Origin of the sequence: Stomatohabitans albus, assembly GCF_036336025.1 — a bacterium.
GTDB lineage: Bacteria > Actinomycetota > Nitriliruptoria > Euzebyales > Euzebyaceae > Stomatohabitans > Stomatohabitans albus.
In genome coordinates, this window is sequence record NZ_JAYKKE010000001.1 from 680,118 (window position 1) to 699,622 (window position 19,505).

The following is a 19,505-nucleotide window of genomic DNA, read 5'->3' on the forward strand; positions in this document are numbered from 1 at the left end:
GCGATCTTTATTCGTTAATCATCATCGCTTCAACAAAGGTGCGGTACAGCTCATCATCTGCAAGAAGCTGCTGGTGAGAACCTTGTGCGCGTACCCTGCCAGATTCAAGCACGATGATCCGGTTGGCATCTTGAACCGTTGAGAGCCGATGGGCAATGGTGATCACGGCACCACGTTTGGCTTGATCTCTAATCACTTGCTGAATCGCGGCTTCGGTAACCGCATCAAGTTGAGCAGTTGCTTCATCTAAGAGAAGTACTGCCGGTGTGCGCACAAGGGCACGGGCAACGGCGAGTCGTTGCCGCTCCCCTCCAGATAGATTTGTACTGCTGATAAGGGCGTCCAATTGCCCAGGTAAGGTTCGTACTTTTTGGTCGAGTTGAACCTGCTTAAGCGCATCCCAGGCTTCTTGATCCGTGCCATCGTCAAAACGAAACAGCACATTGTCACGGATGGAGCCATCTATGACAGGTGTTTCTTGTTCGACGTAGGCCATTGCACGACGGACAGTACGAACCGTGAGCTCATCATAGGAAGAGCCGTCCAAAAGGATCATTCCAGCATCAATATCGATCAGGCGCAGGAGTACAGAAAAAACGGTGGTTTTGCCCGCCCCTGACGGTCCAACAATAGCGGTATGGCCCGTGCGTGGAATGTCGAGACTGATCTGGTTGAGTACCGGCGTTGATTCATCAGCATAGGTGACGGTCACGTCACGCAACTGAATAACTGCCGATGGGGTACCACAGTTTGTGGTAACAGCTTTTACCTGTGATGGGTCGTTGTCGTCTCGTGTCTTGTTGGGTAACTCGTCGAGTTCTTCGGGGTCTAGTCCGGCTGTCTCTCGAATTCTTTCCGCTGCGGCTAATCCTGACTGTAACTCCATAAATGCTGAGGTCAGGCTGCCAATCGGGTCAACTAAGTTGAAGGTGTAGAGCAAAAAGGCAACGAGGGCAGAGACGCTGAGCGCACCGATACTGACCCGCCAGACCCCGAGCGCAAGGATGCCAATAATGGCGAGTTGCATCCCACCGCCCGCCACTGGCAGGGTGAATGCAGAAATCCAAATGGCCTTGATGCTGAATGCTTTCGCTGCTTCCGCATGGCTAAGAATGCGACTAATCTCACGCTGTTCCGCACCACTCGATTTAACCGTTCGGATAGCGTTAATACGACTTACAAGCGCAGCTCCTACCTTTCCGGTTTCATCTTGGGCAAGTTTTTGGTATTGACCAATCTTTGGCACAAGTATGAGCAACATCACGCCAATAAGTACAACCGCAACAATGGTCACTACGAGTAGTACCCAGTCCAGCAATGCCATCAATACAACGGTGCCAATTAAACTAATCAACCCATTAATGAGTAGGGAAATCGACGATGTTGTTGATTCACGCAATAACACCGTGTCACTTGTAATACGGGTAACCAATTCACCAGCACCAAACTGTTGAACAAGTGATAACTTCGCGCGGATAAATCGTTTCACCAACTGCGCGCTCGCATCATAAACAACTGTTTCAGCAACCCGCCCCAACATAACTGACTGTATAAACATTGCGATAAGTCCAATGACAAGGACAACAACAAGCAATGTAATAGGTTGTGCTAGCGACTGACCAGTACCCAAGGAATCTAGAATCAGCTTTGTCACCATCGGTGTTGCCAGTGATGAGACCGTTCCAATCAAACCTACGACTACACCCAGAATTAAAATACTTATGTGGGGTCTGGCGAATGCCCACAGAAGATATATGTTTTCGCGTTTAAGCACCGCTTTGTCTCGTGGTGAGTCATCAGTCTTGTTGGTGTTCATAGAAACCCCGATATGGCACGACAAACAAATGCACCCAGATCATTCTGGGTGCATGACGCTAGTGAGTACTATTCGTTCGGGCTGATATTAAACATCCAGTTGACACCAAACTTGTCAACAACCGCACCAAACTCCGCACCCCACATCTGCTTTTCAAGTTCCACGTCAATCTCACCACCTTCTGACAAGGCGTCAAAGAGAATATGACCACGATCATGGTCTTCGGTCACGATAGCCAATGAGATACTGGTGCCATAGGAAACGGGCTCACCCGCACCATCGGTGCCCATGAAGGTCATGCCTTCCGGCGTGATCAGCTGGGCATGCATGATGTACTCAGGATGAGGCGCTTCGATGACGCCAGCTTCTTCAAAGCTCGTCATAGACAGATCGCCACCAAACGCCTCCAGGTAAAAGGCCATGGCCTCGCGGCATTTGCCTTGGAATCGGATATAGGGGGCGAGATAATCTGTGGTTTCCACGAGTAATCCTTTCATGAGATGCCCGTTCGGCATCATTTCTGCACAACACTAATACGACTCGGTGGACCCTCGCGCACTACGCAAGGTGATACCTAACTCTTAGCCAGGATTGAGTGCCTTTTATTCGTGCGACAGTTCTGCTGAATCAAGGGATTCGTTGAACACAATTACGCGTTTACCACCTGCAGATGCTGTTTCGAAGTCAGTAAAGGCCTCAATAACCCGATCAACCGGATAGGTTTCGCTAATGACGGGGCGAATAATCCCAGCTTCAACAATCCGAGTCAATCGCTGCAAATCTTGGTTCCGAGGAATGGTTGTTACGACCCGAATGCGCAGGCCCTCAGCGAGCAGTGAGTTCACAAGGGCTGGTGGGTTGGTTGGGGCAACCGTGGCCATGATGCCGCCAGGTACGAGAAGATGCTGGTACTCGTGCAAATTGGGTAGTTCGGCGGCACCCAAGATGGCATCATATTGGCCTTCAATATCAGCAGGGGTAAGGTCATGATAGTTAAACAGGGTTTCTGCTCCCGCCTCACGAGCAACCTCACCGTTGTGACCAACTACAGCATCAATCTTGTCGGTGTAGTGGCGTGCAAGCTGGATAACCGTCGACCCGATACCGCCATTTCCGCCAACGACAAGCAACCTGAGCCCTGGCTGAAACTTCAGGACACGCAGGCACTGCATTGCGGTGAGCCCGGCTGACGGCAGTGCTGCGGCTTCAACAAGCGTGAGATTCTCTGGGGCTCGTCCAATCACCCACCGATGTGTGGTGATCATCGATTGCATCGCCCCGGACCGGCCTGGGTTCATCACGATCCCCCAAACCCGCATTCCGGTACGAATTGAACGCCAATTCGTTGGGACTTTACGGGCAATGCCAGCATAGTCAAACCCGATACCTTTCGGGAAACCGGCACCTTGAATCACCCGCACCCGGCCAGACCGCACCATAACATCCATGTTGTTGATATTGGATGCCGCGACTTCAACGAGTGCTTCATATGGCAGTGGCTGGGGAGGGTTGACGGACTCAACTCGGAGTACGTCTGGGTCCCCATACCGGTAATAGCGAACAGCTCGACATGTGGTCAGATCGGACATTTGGCCTCCCTTAGCTCGCCACTTCTCTTAAGCGATCCTAAGTTTTTTCGCCAAATAATTTGACATATGCGTATATTCGCATATATTTGATTACAACACATGCGATTGTCCCTATATATCGCACTGACTCCCGAAACCTGGTGAATCCCATGAGCGCTTCATGTTGTGGCAAAGACGAAGTTACGCTTGTAGAAACAACGAATTCCGACACCCTGTCCTGGTTTAAAGACATCAACGTCTTGATTCCCATTTTCTCCGGTGTCGCATTCCTTTCAGGCATGGGTATTGAATGGTTTGCACCATCATCCATGCACACCATTGCACACGTCCTCTTTTGGATTGGGCTCGTGCTCGGTGCTTACACCTTCGTACCAAACACCCTGAAACTCCTATTCACAAAGGGGTTTGTTGGTGTTGGGTTACTTATGACCATCAGTGCGATTGGAGCTATCGCCTTAGGCTACGTTGAAGAAGCCGCAGCGCTGGTCTTTTTGTACTCCCTTTCGGAAGCCTTAGAAAGCAAGGCCATGGAAAAGGCGCGTTCTGGGTTGCGTGAGCTCCTTAAACTCGTTCCTGAGACCGCCACACGCATCCAAAACGGTGAAGCGGTCGAGGTTGATGTGAAAGACCTCCTTGTTGGTGATGTCATTAAGGTTCGTCCTGGTGAACGCATCGCAACAGACGGGGTAATCCTCGTCGGCCACTCAAGTGTTGATACCTCTGCCATTACCGGCGAATCCATCCCCGTTGAGGTCGTGCCTGGTGATCTTGTGTACGCCGGCTCAATTAATGCTTCCGGTGTGCTTGAGGTTGAAGCAACAAATGCGGGCACCGATAACTCACTGACTACCATCGTTGACCTTATTGAACAGGCTCAGTTGGAAAAGGGCGATCGTGCTCGCTTGGCTGATCGCTTGGCTCGCCCACTCGTGCCTGGGATTGTAGCTATCTCCGCCCTCGTTGCGATCATCGGCACGCTGGTTACCGGCGATATGTCCTTGTGGGTTACTCGTGCGCTTGTGACACTCGTGGCTGCATCACCTTGTGCGCTTGCCATCTCGGTTCCATTAACGGTGGTCAGTGCCATTGGTGCCAGCTCAAAGTTCGGTGTTGTCATTAAGTCTGGTGCGGCCTTTGAACGCTTTGGTGACATCAACCACATCGCCCTTGATAAGACCGGTACGCTCACCCGTAATATTCCCACCGTCACCCGTTTAGTTTTGGTTCGGGATGCTGACCGTGCTGAGGTTCTTGGCTGGGCTGCTGCGCTCGAAGCCCATTCCACCCACCCCCTCGCAAATGCGATTGTGAAGGCTGCACCAAAGGTATTTGAAGCAACGAACGTTGAAGAACGTGCCGGTGAAGGCGTGACTGGTTTGGTCAACGGATCTATGGTGACCGTTGGTAGCCCACGGTGGCTTGATGCTGCTGAGGCGGCCAAAGACGTTGAAGCCCTTGAAGCTGAGGGCATGACGGTTGTCATCGTTCAACGGGATGGTGTCACGGTTGGGGCAATTGGTGTACGCGATGAGCTTCGTCCAGAGGTACCCGCCGTTATCGCCGCACTTAAGGAGCGTGGTATCGGTGTAACGATGTTGACTGGCGACAATGACCGCGCCGCCCAGGCCCTTGCAGCCCAAGCTGGTATTGATGACGTGCGTTCAGAGTTGAAACCCGAAGATAAGGCTGCAGCGATTGCTGAACTCAATGCCAATATTTCTACCGCCATGGTTGGCGATGGTATTAACGATGCGCCTGCGTTGGCGAGTGCTGACCTTGGTATCGCCATGGGTGCAACCGGTTCAGATGCTGCCATTGAAACCGCTGATGTGGCCTTCACCGGCCATGACATGCGCCTCTTGCCACTCGCCATTGACCATGCGCGCCGTGGTCGCAGGATCATGATTCAGAACATTGTGATGAGCCTGGCCATCATCGTTATTCTCCTGCCCTTGTCTGTCTTTGGGGTACTTGGACTCGCGGCAGTTGTGTTTGCCCATGAGTTTGCAGAAATACTTGTCATCATGAATGGTGTTCGGGCTGGTAGAGTGGATAAACCTGAGATTTCGGCTCGTGAGTTTTATGTCGATACGTGTGCCCTTGCAGACGACGACCACGACCACGATCATGCGCACGACCAAAACGATGGCCATGCGCACGACCAAAACCATGAAGAGAGTGGTTCTTCCACGACACCCATGACCACGGCTTCGTAATCGACAGGAAACCATTCATCACAGTTGTATTTGTGGTGAACCAACACACTGATAAAGGTAAGGAAATGCATATGAACGCACATCACATCCCCGGCGGCGGCAACCACCCCATCGAAGAAACCGAAGAGATCTACACGATTTCTGTTCACCACATCCCTGGTGAAACCCACCCGCTTGACGACGAAGAAGTACAGGCCCACCACGTCCCAGGCCAAACCCACCCCCTCGACGACGAAGAAGAAACCCCTGTAGAGGATCGTCTTCTCGCACTGGTCTAATTGAAAGACACGACGGCGTAACGCCGTTCACCTAAGAGGGTGGGCACGATTTTAGGATCGTGCCCACCCTCTTGTATATTAACGCCTGTAATTACTAATAGGTGTTTGGATGTACCATGACTCTTGATGCCGATACGACCAATAGAGGCCCAACTATAAAGAATATCCTATGCCAAGTATTAGTACATTCTTTGATATTAGCAGCACTAGTATGTAGTATTTATTTGCCGTATTCGCTATCTAAATGTATTACCAGCTTAGAAGAATGTAGCAATCATACTACTATTATTGCTAATATAGTAACATTAATTGGAATTATTTCTGTATTTACTGCCTATTATACATTTAAAAGCAATGAAGAAGAAAAAAGAAATAGAGACTTAGTTCGATTAACTGCTTGGTGGGTATCAGGAGTAAAGAAAGGAATTCCTTCCACAGATAAAACCGTTGATCCTGATGGGTGGAATAGAGATGAAGGTATTGTTATATCTAACACATCCGAAACACTATTCTTTAATATAGAGATATACTATAAATCAAAATATACTTTCCACAGAAAACCCTACAGACAGGATGAAATTCAAAGAATTAAAGAATATGTAGAAGGATATTTTTATATACGATTCCTTCCTCCAGGGAAATATTTCATTAGACATCCAAACCATACTGCAGTAATGCCTAGGCCACTAGAAGAACCATTCTTCCCGATATTTATTAATAATAAATATGATATTTACTGCATTGATTACACCGATGCAATAGGAAAACGTTGGAGATGGCAGCCGAGTACAGGTATATCTGAACTAAATCAGATCTATAAAGAACGAACAGAGACAGATATAGCTGAATTAATCAACAAACTGGAAACCAAAAACTAAATTAACTCACCCTTTATTTTTACCGTTTCTATCCGATTACCCAGGCAAACGTTAACGATGCGCACCATATGGTGTATGCACACTCATCGTCCGATGGGTGATGGATAGAGGAGAGCCAGATTGGCAAATGTCGGATGGAAACGCGTTACAGGACTAGCGGCCGCGTTGCTTGCGTTGAGCACAAATATCGGGTTCGCAGGGCAGGCAATGGCCAAGAATCCAAGCTTGGCTGCCCCAGATGAACGTATCGGCAAAGACATTCACTCCATTTCTCCTGGTAATTTGAACGATCCCGGGTTTGGGGCAGCGGTAGCACAGCGGTTCTTTCCTTCCCAAACGAGCGTGTTCTTAAGTGCCCACAGCGATACCGCCTGGCCAGATGCACTCACAATTGGTCCGGTGGCTGGTAAACAGGCCAAACCGATGTTTATCACAACGGCTGATGGCAACCTTCCCGGCCCAGACGCTGCCTATGTGCGTAAACACATTAAGGACATCACCGTATTGGGTGGGCCGCAGGTTGTTAGTCAGGCGGTCGAACAGTATTGGCAGTCTCAAGGCAAAACCGTCCATCGTATTGCCGGGTCTAACCGGTATGACACTGCGGCACAAATCGCGGCCACCTACTGGCCTAACGGGTCAACGACGGTCATTTTGGCCCGTGGTGACAATCCCGCCGACGCGATAAGCGGTCAGCCATTAGGAACCAAACTCAACGCTCCGATATTGCTTGCAGAACCAGGCCGACTCCCGGCAGAAACCCAGCGCGCCTTAGCGAAGCTACGTCCAAAACGCATCATTGTGCTCGGTGGTGAAGAAGGCATCGGCAGCGATGTCCTCACCCGTATTGCTAGCTCGGTATCTGATGCACGGGTACAGCGTGTTGCTGGTGAAACACGGTTTGAAACGTCTCAACGTATCGCCTCGGAGTACTTTCCCAATAGTTCAGAGCTCTTCGCCGGCCTTAACCACACCCCCAACGACGGTACAACGCTCGCAACGGGACAATGGGCGGATATGTTCCAGCTCGCACCTGCTGCTGGTGTACGCCAAGCTCCCTTGGTACTCCACCCCGCCATTCACCACTATCTGGCCACACCCATCGCCAAAACAGTGTATGCCTACGACCCTGGTACCAAGATCGGCTTGGACTTTTATGAGCATCAACCACTGTGGGGCAATGTTGACTTGGCTTGGCGCGAAGCCGCCCTCATTCGAGCCAAGGCAGGGTTACCCACAAAGAAATCCTGCACGGGCACCTTTGAAAGCCGCTGGCAAGGCTACGGCGGCCCAACCCACAGCGGGGATGGCAGCATCTGGACCAACGGTTGGTCAGCGGCCATTTTCGCCACATCGCCGGGGCATCTGAAGGTGTTGACCTCAAAAGACTCCGACTATATCCGAGTCATCGCCCAAACCCTGCGTGAGTCACATGGTGATAATTACGAATTGAAGAAACCCAATGTCAGCCATTTAATGAATCAGCGTGGGTTGTCAATCCGGGTTGGCACCTGTGTTCCAAATGGAAAGACCCCGGTTTCTCTTGAGCAGCGTCGGATCGGGCCAAATACGCTCAGTCCCTGAGTAAACGATGAAAGGGACACATAACTGACCCCTGATTGCGTACTGCATTCGGGGGTTTCTTAACCTTAAGGCCGAGGTTGAGGCTTGTGTAAAATCACGCTAATTGCCTTGATAGGACTGAAGAACTTACCTATCGGGTGATGAAGCCAAGCACTATGCCATGCCGGCTGTGGTGGTAATGGAAAGTCTGGGTTGTCTGGTTCGTCGTAGATCAATTCCATATGTAACCCATAGCGTTTTGCCAGGTTACGCACCCTGAGGAGGCTCATATTTTGAGTGCGCATCCCTTTGAGCTTGGCATATTTAAACCGTCGATCATCGTCAAGCCAGGGCAGCTTTGCAAGCAAACCAAATAACTCGTCAGCCACCGGTACTGGCATCCACGGCGGGCCAGCGATATTGAGATGCTGCTCGATGGGCCAAATCCGATTAGGTGTCACCATCAATATCTGGCCACCAGGTTTGAGTACCCGGACTAACTCCGTCATGTACGCATGCACGTGTTCAACATGCTCAATAACGTCCATTGACTCAATGATGTCAAACTGTTCGTCACCAAACGGCAATGGGTCTCTCGGACCAATAGGGTGCACCGTTGCCCCCTCATAGGGTTCAACACGGAGCTGAGCCATGGCTACAAACTCAGGATCAACCTCTACGCCTTGAACTTCACTTGCCCCTGCCTGCCACCACGCCAAGAGACTGCCACCAAAGCCACATCCCGAACTCAACACTCGTGCCTGCTCGATAGGTCGCTGACGGGCAACGATTGCTGTCCACTTCACAAAGCGTTGGAAATCAAGGAAGGTTTCAACCATTTGAGCATAGTTGAATTGGTTTTCCTTCCCTGCGAGATGGGCATACACCGCTTCTTCAAACGCAGGTGGGTTTGTGGCTTGGCGAGTCATTGCACTCCCGTCATCCCTCGGGGATCATACCAGCTAAGTCGCTGAGTTATCCACAGTTTGGGGACAAGCTGTGGATGAATGTAAGACATGGAATCCCATTAGTGTTATTTACTTCCAACGACTCAATACGATCAGACCAAGCGTCATGCCGATGAAGCTAACAATGAGCCATCCGTTATAGAACGGTGGTAATCCACGCACCACATAGTTGATAACTAACAGAATGAGACTGACGACGATCAATGTGGTGCCAATCCAAGGGATATACCACGGGCTGTGGTCCTTAAGCTCAATGGGCTTGGGCGGTGTTTTTCCCGGGTTGTAATGCACCTTCTTCTTGCCCTTGCCAGCCTTTGTGGCTGACTTATGTGGCTTTAACCCAGCATCTGCCTTCGGCTTGGGTGTCGGCCGCTTTACCTCATCACGGTCACGATAATGGTCACCAGCATCCTGGTCCTCATCGCCATCAACGGCCGATAAGTCATCCTCACCGTTGTCATCCTCGGTTAGTAAACCAGAATCGTCGTCTTCAGTCTCAGCGAGGTCAGCAGAGTGTTCATCAGCGAGTTCGTCCTCAGCCTCTACAACGTTGGTGTCTTCGCCTAGTTCCGTGTGATCTGATACCTGGTTATCCGCATGCTCAGTAGCCGGTTCATCGGTAGCAACTGTGTCTGTTTCCAATGGATCGGTCTCGTGGTTGTCCTGGTCGTGTTCTTCAGTCATTAAAATCCTCCTTAATTCCTGACAGGTTACCGGGTTGCCATGGACTATGGCTCTAATATCGGTCAGCCTGATCGAATCAGCCTCGTTACTCTGTGGATATGGCCCTTTCACCCAAACCAGATAACCGGCAATCCGGGATAACATTCCCGCGACCGCCAGTTCGGCTTTGGGGCACGAAAAGCCCAGCACTCCCCCTCCCTCCATGGCGTTTTCTTGAGTTGCCAGATGAGGATAGTGACGTGCTGGGATTACTGAACGATATAGAAACACGGCTCGCCCATGCGAGCCGTCGTCTCGACCGGCGCCGTTACTAACCGGCTACGGCCACGCCAAAGAGTTGGCCAATCACCCAGGTAAAGCCCATCGCCGCAGCACCACCAACCACAAGGCGGACCATCGCACGGCTACGGCTGGCCTCACCAAGATGGGCACTGATCCAACCGGTAATCATCAAGGCACTCAATGTGGCTATGAATACGAGCGGAATCTCAAAACCCTTGGGCGCTAATACCCCAGCTAACACTGGAATAATTGCCCCAGCGGTAAAGGCCGCAGCTGACGAATATGCGGCTTGAACGGGACGAATCAATTCATCGGGGTCTATCCCGAGTTCTAACGCAAGATGGGTTTTTAACAAGTCTTGCTTGGCCATTTCAGACGCTGCTTGTTCCGCAGTTTCTGGGGTGATGCCATATCCTTGCAAAATACCCACGAGTTCTTCGTGTTCTTCTTCTTCAAGATGCTCTAACTCGTAGCGTTCTTTTTCAACGAGGGCGGATTCAGTATCCCGCTGGGCCGAGACAGAAACATACTCACCAAGCGCCATCGAAACGGCACCAGCAATAAGGGCAGCCGCGGCAACGGTTAATAACTCTTTACCAGCAACACCGGCGGCGAGCACACCAATAACCAGACCGGCTACGCTAATGATTCCGTCATTAGCGCCAAGGACGGCCGCGCGAAGCCAATTCAATTTATGACCCAGATCAGCGGTACGCTCGACCTCGGTGTGGACTATTTCTGGCTGCATCGTAGAGGTGCTCATAGATACACGGTATCGGCAGTTGAGGGGGTTCGTGAAAGTAAGGAAAGCCGTACAAGACCTTGGGTAAAGCTGCGTTAACCACGGTTTCTAAGGGAACCTAAGTTTTTTCGAGTGGATTATTCAACTGCTTTCGCTGCACGTGTGGAACCGGCAAGATATATTGTCGCTCCTACTGTTTGCGGGCCATTAGCTCAGGTGGTTAGAGCGCACCCCTGATAAGGGTGAGGTCCGAGGTTCAAGTCCTCGATGGCCCACTACCGTAGAGAAACCCACCAGACCTTCCCGGTTGGTGGGTTTTCGTTTTGGAAGGTATGCAAGTAACGTTTCGGACCTGAACCGTTACTCTCCTCTGCCTTCAGCTTGTGAATCGCCTGGTCCGGTCATGCGAAAGCCCCTGGTGATCCAGGGGCTTGGCGGTGCGATGACCTTTAGTTGTCGGCAGCCAGTTCGAGCCGAATACCGCCCATAAGGTCACTAATCAGGTTGTACAAGAACGCAATAAATAAGTTGACCGCACTAGCCACGATCGTATTCAACGTGCCAATAAGGAACACACTGCGTGCGATATTGGCCGGCCGGAGTTCAAAGACCAAATCGACCTTGGCAAGGCCCTGGGTGAGGAGATCCATCAACCCCAACCGCTGAACAACCGCCCATAGCAGCGTCAAGGCAACCATCAACACAATGACCAACGCAAAATGAAGGACAAGGGAGTACTTCAACACGGACCACGGGTCGACGCGGTGGATGGTGGCGTATTGGCGGGCACTGCTTCGCCCTGTCAACCGGACTTCAGCGGTCGGTCGCTTTGGGCGACGGGAACCGGATTCTCCAGAGGAACGGGGTCGATTTGGTTTGGTCGTGGTTGCCATGGAAGTCAGTCTACCTTGCTCATTCGGTTGGCTGGTCGTCAGGGTCTGGCGCCTCAATCACCTTAGCGCCATTTTCATTATTGGCTGGACTGTCTCCCTGGTCGATATCCTCACCAAAGCCATCTTCATCGAGGCCGTCCTCACCCCGAACTTTCGCGACGCTGGCCACCGATTCACCCTCAGCGAGACGCATCACCATCACACCCTGGGTGTTACGCCCGGTTGGACGGACGTCACGCACATCCATGCGGATAATCGTTCCCCGGTCCGTAACGATATAGATTTCTTGGGTAAATTGCGCCACAAGCCCCGCAACGAGTCGGCCACGTGTTTCCGTTAACTTGGCCGTAAGCACGCCCTTCCCACCGCGTTTTTGAACCGGATAGTTCTCAAGGGGGGTCCGTTTGCCATACCCGCCGTCGGTAACAATGACGAGGTAGCCATCTTCCTCACAGATGGCCGCACTCAGTACTTCATCGCCAGCACTCAGCGTCATCCCTTTCACCCCGGCAGCGGCTCGACCCATCAACCGCACATCTTGCTCATGGAAACGAATGCTCTGCCCTTTTGCGGTAACCAAGATGATGTCATCGTCACCATGCGTTAAACGGGCATCGATGAGTTCATCACCATCATTCAAGTTGATGGCAATCAAACTTGTGCGCGGGCTGTCATACTCAGTCAGTGCTGTTCGTTTGACTCGACCAAGTTTGGTAACGAATACAACGTTAACCCCTTCGGCACTGAGATCGGGCACGCCGATAACGGTACGCAGCGTCTCATCCGTTTCGAAAACAAGCCCAGGCACATTGGCAATATAAACTCCGCGGGCTGTTCGGCTCTTTGCTGGAATCTGGTACGCCTTTAAGCGATGGACCTTCCCCTTGCTCGTGAAGAACAAAATCCAGTCATGACTTGACGCCGTAAACAGATCACGGATGACATCCTGGTCTTTCAAATTGCCAGAATTAACACCCCGTCCCCCACGCTTTTGCGTGCGGTATTCGGCTGCCGCAACCCGTTTGATGTACCCATCTTCGGTGACTGTTACCACAACCTCTTCACGCGGAATCAAGTCTTCGTCGTTCAGGTCACCTTCACCGGGCAGAATCTCACTACGGCGGGCATCCCCAAACTTGTTACTAATTTCCTGAAGCTCATCTTTGATAATGGCTCGAACACGACTCTCATCAGCAAGAATGTCCTTCAAGTCATCAATAATGGCCTGAAGCTCATTAAATTCTTCTTGAATCTTCAGCCGTTCCAACGCAGCTAAGCGGCGAAACTGCATATCAAGGATGGCCCGAGACTGCACTTCGGTGAGTCCAAACCGTTTTTGCAGTGCAAGCAGTGCAGCATCAGCACTTTCAGAGTTGCGAATCAAGTCGATAATGGCGTCAATGTTGTCTAACGCAATGAGGTATCCCTCAAGTACATGGGCACGTTCACTGGCCTTGCGTAACCGGTAGTGCGTTCGACGGGTGATAATTTCAACCTGGTGGTCGATGTAGTGCACGATTTGAGGTTTCAACCCCAGCGTGCGCGGCACCCCATTGACCAAACACACATTGTTAATGCCGAAGGAGTCTTGAAGTTGGGTGCGCTTAAACAGCTGATTTAGCACCACCTGGGCATTGGCATCACGTTTGAGTTCAATAACCAAACGGGTGCCGTCACGGTTACTCTCATCACGAATATCGCGGATACCCTCGATTTCTTTGTTATTCACAAGATCCGCGATTTTGCTGGCCAGATTGGCCTTATTCACTTGATACGGCAGCTCAGTTGCAACGAGACGCTCACCACCCGTTGTGGTCTCCTCAACCTCCACACGGGCGCGCATGCGCACACTGCCACGTCCGGTGGCATAGGCATCTCGAATACCACCAGTACCCATGATGAGCGCACCAGTTGGAAAATCTGGGCCAGGAACGAGCGTAAGAAGCTCTTCCAGCTCGATATCAGGATTATCAATCGTGGCACACACCGCATTGGTAATCTCACGCAAATTATGTGGCGCCATCTTGGTGGCCATACCCACCGCAATCCCATCAGACCCATTGACCAGCAGGTTCGGGAAACGGCTTGGCAAGACTGAGGGTTCAGTTGTGGAACCGTCATAGCTGTCCGTCCACTCAACGGTGTCTTCATCGATGTCGCGCAATAGCTCCATGGCGAGCCGACTTAAACGTGCTTCGGTGTAGCGCATCGCAGCAGGTGGATCACCGTCAACGGATCCAAAATTGCCGTGCCCATCAATGAGGGGGTAGCGCATCGCCCACGGCTGTGCCATACGCACCAAGGCGTCATAGATAGCCCCATCACCGTGTGGGTGATAGTTCTTCATCACGTCGCCCACTGCCGCAGCACTCTTCTTGTGTTGCGTGCCTGCGCGCATCCCACCTTCGTACATGCCGTACAAAATGCGTCGATGCACCGGCTTCAACCCATCCCGGCTCTCAGGCAAGGCCCGCCCAACGATGACGCTCATCGCATAGTCGATATAGGACTTTTTCAGTTCACTTTCGATACCGATGGGCTCAAAGTGCTCTTCAAACTCAGCGGGGGTGGTTTCAGTACTCATCTATACGTCCAGGAACTGCACGTTATTGGCGTTCTCGATGATGAACTCGCGTCGTGCATCCACGTCATCACCCATCAAAATACGGAACATCAGGTCGGCGCTGGCCGCGTCTTCCATCGTCACTTGCAACATATGGCGGGTTTTCGGGTTCATCGTGGTGACTTCAAGCTGATGGTCATCCATCTCACCCAGGCCCTTCAATCGACCGACCTCTGGCTTCGTCACCCCGGCAGCAGCCATCTCCTCAAGGATCTGGTCACGTTCTTCCTCATTAAGGGCATACCGGATACGCTCCTTGCCTTTGGCACCCTTGGGTTGAATCTGGTACAGCGGAGGCTGGGCAATATAGACAAACCCGGCACGAATAAGTTCACGCATATGGCGGAACAAGAACGTCAGCACCAATGTGCGAATATGTGCCCCGTCAACATCGGCATCCATCAACATCACAATCTTGTGATAGCGGGCCTTTTCAATGTCGAATTCATCACCCACGCCCGTACCAATGGCGTTAATGAGACTCTTAATCGTGTCACTTTCAAAAATACGATGTGCCGCAGCCTTTTCCACATTCAGAATCTTGCCGCGGAGTGGCAAAATCGCTTGAATCCGGCGGTCTCGAGCCATTTTTGACGTACCACCTGCCGAGTCACCTTCAACGATAAACAGCTCGCACTCTTCGGCATTCTTGCTCTGACAATCAGCAAGTTTGCCTGGCAAGCTTGTTGAATCTAACAGCCCCTTGCGACGGGTTGCATCACGCGCCGCACGCGCCGCACGACGTCCACGCGCCGCTTGAATCGCCTTCTCGAATATGGCTTTGGCTTCTGCTGGATGTTCGGTAAACCAAATCTTCAACTGTTCAAACGTATTCTTTTGAACAAAGGACCGAATATGGGTATTGCCCAATTTGCCTTTGGTCTGCCCTTCAAACTGAGGTTCGGCCAGGTTCACACTGATGACGGCCGTCAACCCTTCACGAATATCACTTGCTTCAAGGCTCTCAACGGCGTCCTTACCCTTTGTTGGTAACACCCCCATATCTTTGGCCACGCGGTTCACCACATTGGTCAGCGCCGCTTTGAAGCCGTCCTCATGGGTACCACCATCTCCGGTGGCGATGGTGTTTGCAAACGAAAAGATCGACTCGGCATAATCCGGGTTCCATTGCATCGCAATGTCCAAGTCGGCATAGCCAGTGTCTTCTTGGTCTTCCATCGCAGCAAAGCGAATGACTTCGCCGTGTAGGGGGTCCCCTTTATGGGCTGCCAAATGGGTAACAAAGTCGGCTAATCCATCGCTGTACTCATGCACCACACGGCGATAGGAACCATCTTCAAGTGGCTCGCGTTCATCGATGAGTTCTATTCGCAGCCCTGCTTTGAGGAAGGCTGTGTCACGGATACGCGTTTCAATGCGATCCCATTCAAGGGTGACGGTTTCAAAAATCTTGGGATCGGGCCAAAAGGTGATGGAGGTTCCCGTCTCATCGTCCTTACCCAAGTCCGCAATGGCTGTTGGGGGGCTTTGTGGTTCAGAGCCGATGTATTCCTGTTGCCACACGTGCTCATCACGACGTACTTCAGCGATCAGTCGTGTGGAGAGGGCGTTGACAACACTGACCCCTACCCCGTGCAGCCCACCTGAAACCTTGTAGGCCTGTGAGTCGAATTTGCCGCCGGCATGGAGTTCGGTAAGTACTAATTCAAGGGCGCTCCGGCCAGTCGAGTGACGTGCGACAGGGATACCTCGCCCGTTGTCATCCACCCGGACCCCGCCGTCACTGCGCAGCGTGACAACAATATGATCGCAGTAGCCCGCCATCGCTTCGTCCACACTGTTGTCCACGATCTCCCATATCAGATGGTGGAGCCCACGAACACCGGTGTCACCGATATACATCCCGGGGCGAACACGTACCGCTTCTAGCCCCTCAAGTGCAGTGATTTGATCTGCACCATAATCCTGAGAACTCATGTATGTCCTTAAAATCGCAAGAATTTAGGCCTCTCGCGCTTGTTTAGTTAGGTGCCCGATTATACACCCTAACCCTCTTGTTTATCCTTAGACACGCAATGAAGGCTATCTTTGCTGGTCAGAGCATTTTAGTAAATGGTGGGTTAAATATCGCTACCGTTCAACGTAGACCCGGATGCGGCTGACTAATGATTCACCCAAATAGTTGTTCACGTTGGCCACCAACTGAGGTTCCATATATTTCAGGCTTGTCGCCCAATCAGACCGTGTCACGGCGACCACGAGCACACCACCTTGAAGGCGGACGGGATGACTGTATTGAGCTACATCCTTACCCGCTATCTCTGCCCAGGATTCAAATACTCGTGCATTACGCAGCTTTGGCCCCCAATGGTGCTCATTGACGAGGTGTTGCACGATCATGCTGGCCGAAGCCAGATTCGATTTTCGTATGCGAAGGGAACCCATACCAACAGGATACGAGGTTAGAGAAGTACCTGGCCGCCCTCAATCATGATCGTCGGGGCATCAACGGGCACCGGCGTACCGGTGGCGACGGTCATGATGACTTGGTCAAAATCCACACATCGCTGTGCCAAACGTTCGGCACGGTACTGATCAAGCTCGGCAAACACATCATCGAGAATCAGAATTGGCTGATCCCCAGTCTCTGCAATAATGCCTACGGTGGCCAGTTTTAATCCAAGGGCCAATGACCACAGCTCACCGTGGCTCGCAAAGTCTTTCGCCGGTAGCTCTCCCAACCTGATAAAGAGATCATCACGTTGCGGCCCTACCAAGGTGACCCCACGACGGCGCTCATCATCAGCTTTTTGCATCAAGGCTGCCTGAAGCTGATCTTGGATATCCCTTGCCGATGGTAATGCCGCATCAGAATGAGCGGTAATACGCTCACCAGTAGCCATCACGTAGTCCAATGTGGGTAGCCGGTGAACATCTTGACTCGGACTCGCCGATACCAAGTCCCCATAGGCTTCAATGAGCGGTGCCGCCAAAGCATTCACCCCGGCAATACGAGCCGCCGTAACAAGGGCTGCATGATGCAGCCATGTCTCCGTGTACGCCGCGAGGACATCTTCGTCTATAGCCTGTCCACGGGCATCTTTTAACAGCGCGTTACGCTGACGCAGCGCTTTATCCGCATCAGCTAACACACCTTTATACGATGCACGACGGCTCCCAAGAAGCTGATCAAGGAACCGTCTGCGATCATTTGGTTCGCCGCGCACCAACGCTATGTCTTCCGGAGCTAACATGACCATACGGATCAGGCCAATGGCCTCCCCCATTGACGGTACGACCACATCATTGACCGCTGCGCGATTTTTTCCCGGATTCAATTCAACCGTAACGACCAGACGTGCCTGAGCATCCGTAACCGCTTCTGCTCGAATCAATGCCCGTTCAGCAGATTGGCGAATAAGCGCTCGGTCATTGCTGGTGCGGTGACTTGACCCGACACCCAAATAGTGGATCGCTTCAACAAGGTTTGTTTTACCTTGGGCATTTGCACCTGACACCACAACAGGACCAGGCCCCAACGTGAGTTGGGTGGCCTGGTGGTTACGGACATCAGTTAGTCCGAGTTTTGAGAGGTACACCTCAAGTGCGGACCGGCATTAACAAGTACAAGGACTCAGTTACGGTCTTATCCTCTTCTTCACCGTCGACAAGCTTCGCAGGCCGAATGACCGCTGGTTTTAAATCATCGTTGAATGCGAAATCAACCATATCGTCATGAATGACATCCAACCCCTCAAGGAGGAACCGCGGGTTAAAGGCGATACGAATGGGTTCCCCACTCAATACGGCAGACAAACTCTCATTTGCTCGACCCGATTCAGATGAGTCGGCAGCCACATGCACCGTGTCTTCTTGAACATCAAAAATGACTGGTGTCATCGTTCGTTCTGCCTCACCGATCACGCTCACGCGCTTGACGACATTCGCCAACGCTGCGCGGTCAATACGTAAATGCCGCTGTGCGTTCGTCGGGATGAGCTGCCGGTATGCCGGATACTTGCCCTCAAGCAAGGTTGTGACGAGGCGACGATCGCTGAACTGGAAGACCGCATGGGTTGGTGTCAATACCATCGTGACTTCGCCACCAAGGGCATCAGCAGCACTCTTGGCTTGATCCATTGCCTTCTTGGTTACCAGTGCTGCCATCTCATCCGGTGAGTTCACTGCGATAGACCGCACACTCAAGCGATAGGAATCTGTGGCAGCGCCAGTCAACACACCGTCAGCGAGTTCTATGCGAACCCCTGTGAGGGCCACGCGTACATCCTCACTCGATACGGCCTTAATGACCTGACCAACCGTGTCAGAGAAAGCTTTGGCGTTGAGAATCACCTGACCAGCCTGCTCCGTTGGAGTAGGAATCTGAGGGAAGTCCTCAATCTGCATCATACGCAAGGTGTATTTGGCTCGCGCGCACACAATCTCTAAGCGATCACTATCAACTGACACATTCACGGCATCGCTTGGTAACCGTGATGCAACATCACGGAGCAGCTTGCCTTGAACAAGGGCAGAACCATCACGTTGCCCTTGAACCTGCAAGGTCACCTCCGATGACATGTTGCCGTCAGTGGAGGTGAGCACAAGCACATCACCTGACAACGTGAGCTTGATACCCGCAAGTGCAGGAAGGCTGGACCGTTCACCGACAGTTCGGTAAATCCACTTGATGGCTTCTTCAAAACTGTCACGTTCAATACGGAACTGCATGCTCTACCTCCAGGAGTGTCATCATGAGATAACTCTCTTATATATGTAAATAGGTCGTAGTAGTAGGGGCGCATCCATCCTGTGGAAAAGTGCCGTCGAGACGGAAGTCATCTCAGTTTTGGCTGTGGACTCACATGGGGAGGATTTGGGTTGCCGCAATGGTATTACATGGATGCCACAAACGATAACTAAATACCATCAATGTAATTTGTTTATTTGCACATTTTATTAACAGGGATATTCCTCACTATTCCACAGTTTTTCAACAGGTATTGGCCTCC

17 protein-coding genes and 1 tRNA gene are annotated in these 19,505 nt (G+C 51.7%); 6 read left to right on the plus strand and 12 right to left on the minus strand.

Annotated elements, in window-relative coordinates; translation table 11 throughout:
- Positions 1-7: 7 nt before the first annotated feature.
- From VCU37_RS02950 to VCU37_RS02960, 3 genes are all read right to left on the minus strand, one after another.
- A complete protein-coding gene (locus VCU37_RS02950) occupies positions 8-1,816 on the minus strand; it encodes an ABC transporter ATP-binding protein (RefSeq protein ID WP_336249136.1) in 1,809 nt (602 codons plus the stop codon).
- A gap of 68 nt (positions 1,817-1,884) precedes the next feature.
- Positions 1,885-2,298 carry a VOC family protein gene (locus VCU37_RS02955; protein WP_336249137.1) on the minus strand — a complete coding sequence of 138 codons (414 nt, stop codon included), beginning with the start codon at positions 2,296-2,298 and terminating at the stop codon, positions 1,885-1,887.
- Between the two features lie 120 nt (positions 2,299-2,418).
- Positions 2,419-3,405 carry an NADP-dependent oxidoreductase gene (locus VCU37_RS02960; protein WP_336249138.1) on the minus strand — a complete coding sequence of 329 codons (987 nt, stop codon included), beginning with the start codon at positions 3,403-3,405 and terminating at the stop codon, positions 2,419-2,421.
- Between the two features lie 149 nt (positions 3,406-3,554).
- Here VCU37_RS02960 and VCU37_RS02965 point away from each other — a divergent pair, with 149 nt between their 5' ends.
- The 4 genes from VCU37_RS02965 (at position 3,555) to VCU37_RS02980 (ending at position 8,361) form a co-directional block, all read left to right on the plus strand.
- Positions 3,555-5,621: a heavy metal translocating P-type ATPase gene (locus VCU37_RS02965; RefSeq protein WP_336249139.1), complete on the plus strand. Its 2,067-nt coding sequence runs from the start codon at positions 3,555-3,557 to the stop codon at positions 5,619-5,621.
- Between the two features lie 71 nt (positions 5,622-5,692).
- Positions 5,693-5,899 carry a hypothetical protein gene (locus tag VCU37_RS02970; RefSeq protein ID WP_336249140.1) on the plus strand — a complete coding sequence of 69 codons (207 nt, stop codon included), beginning with the start codon at positions 5,693-5,695 and terminating at the stop codon, positions 5,897-5,899.
- A 116-nt stretch (positions 5,900-6,015) separates the two neighbouring features.
- Positions 6,016-6,777 (plus strand): hypothetical protein, encoded by a 762-nt coding sequence (locus VCU37_RS02975; RefSeq protein ID WP_336249141.1) that lies wholly within the window; start codon positions 6,016-6,018, stop codon positions 6,775-6,777.
- Between the two features lie 120 nt (positions 6,778-6,897).
- Positions 6,898-8,361, plus strand: coding sequence for a cell wall-binding repeat-containing protein (locus VCU37_RS02980; RefSeq protein ID WP_336249142.1), 1,464 nt, complete (start codon positions 6,898-6,900; stop codon positions 8,359-8,361).
- Between the two features lie 65 nt (positions 8,362-8,426).
- Here VCU37_RS02980 and VCU37_RS02985 read toward each other — a convergent pair whose 3' ends face one another.
- Entirely contained in the window at positions 8,427-9,269 is an 843-nt protein-coding gene (locus VCU37_RS02985) for a class I SAM-dependent methyltransferase (RefSeq protein ID WP_336249143.1), read from the minus strand.
- 108 nt (positions 9,270-9,377) lie between these two features.
- On the minus strand, positions 9,378-9,992 hold the full coding sequence (locus tag VCU37_RS02990) for a cell division protein CrgA (RefSeq protein WP_336249144.1): 615 nt from the start codon (positions 9,990-9,992) through the stop codon (positions 9,378-9,380).
- A gap of 98 nt (positions 9,993-10,090) precedes the next feature.
- Between VCU37_RS02990 and VCU37_RS02995 the strand changes: the two genes are divergently transcribed.
- Positions 10,091-10,306: a hypothetical protein gene (locus VCU37_RS02995; RefSeq protein ID WP_336249145.1), complete on the plus strand. Its 216-nt coding sequence runs from the start codon at positions 10,091-10,093 to the stop codon at positions 10,304-10,306.
- Here the strand turns inward: VCU37_RS02995 and VCU37_RS03000 are convergent.
- A complete protein-coding gene (locus VCU37_RS03000; protein ID WP_336249146.1) occupies positions 10,303-11,037 on the minus strand; it encodes a VIT1/CCC1 transporter family protein in 735 nt (244 codons plus the stop codon). The genes VCU37_RS02995 and VCU37_RS03000 overlap by 4 nt on opposite strands.
- Before the next feature lie 180 nt (positions 11,038-11,217).
- On the opposite strand from VCU37_RS03000, the gene VCU37_RS03005 reads away from it, so the two are divergent.
- Positions 11,218-11,291 (plus strand) — tRNA-Ile (locus tag VCU37_RS03005).
- A gap of 174 nt (positions 11,292-11,465) precedes the next feature.
- On the opposite strand, the gene VCU37_RS03010 is transcribed toward VCU37_RS03005, so the two are convergent.
- The 6 genes from VCU37_RS03010 to dnaN form a co-directional block, all read right to left on the minus strand.
- Positions 11,466-11,909: a DUF3566 domain-containing protein gene (locus tag VCU37_RS03010; protein ID WP_336249147.1), complete on the minus strand. Its 444-nt coding sequence runs from the start codon at positions 11,907-11,909 to the stop codon at positions 11,466-11,468.
- A gap of 19 nt (positions 11,910-11,928) precedes the next feature.
- Entirely contained in the window at positions 11,929-14,493 is a 2,565-nt protein-coding gene (gene gyrA, locus VCU37_RS03015; RefSeq protein ID WP_336249148.1) for a DNA gyrase subunit A, read from the minus strand.
- On the minus strand, positions 14,494-16,470 hold the full coding sequence (locus VCU37_RS03020) for a DNA topoisomerase subunit B (protein WP_336249149.1): 1,977 nt from the start codon (positions 16,468-16,470) through the stop codon (positions 14,494-14,496).
- 153 nt (positions 16,471-16,623) lie between these two features.
- Positions 16,624-16,938, minus strand: a complete 315-nt coding sequence (locus VCU37_RS03025; protein WP_336249150.1) for a DUF721 domain-containing protein — start codon at positions 16,936-16,938, stop codon at positions 16,624-16,626.
- A 17-nt stretch (positions 16,939-16,955) separates the two neighbouring features.
- The gene (gene recF, locus VCU37_RS03030; protein WP_336249151.1) at positions 16,956-18,092 is read right to left on the minus strand and encodes a DNA replication/repair protein RecF; all 1,137 of its coding nucleotides are present in this window, start codon (positions 18,090-18,092) and stop codon (positions 16,956-16,958) included.
- Between the two features lies 1 nt (position 18,093).
- On the minus strand, positions 18,094-19,224 hold the full coding sequence (gene dnaN / locus VCU37_RS03035; RefSeq protein ID WP_336249152.1) for a DNA polymerase III subunit beta: 1,131 nt from the start codon (positions 19,222-19,224) through the stop codon (positions 18,094-18,096).
- Positions 19,225-19,505 lie beyond the last annotated feature (281 nt).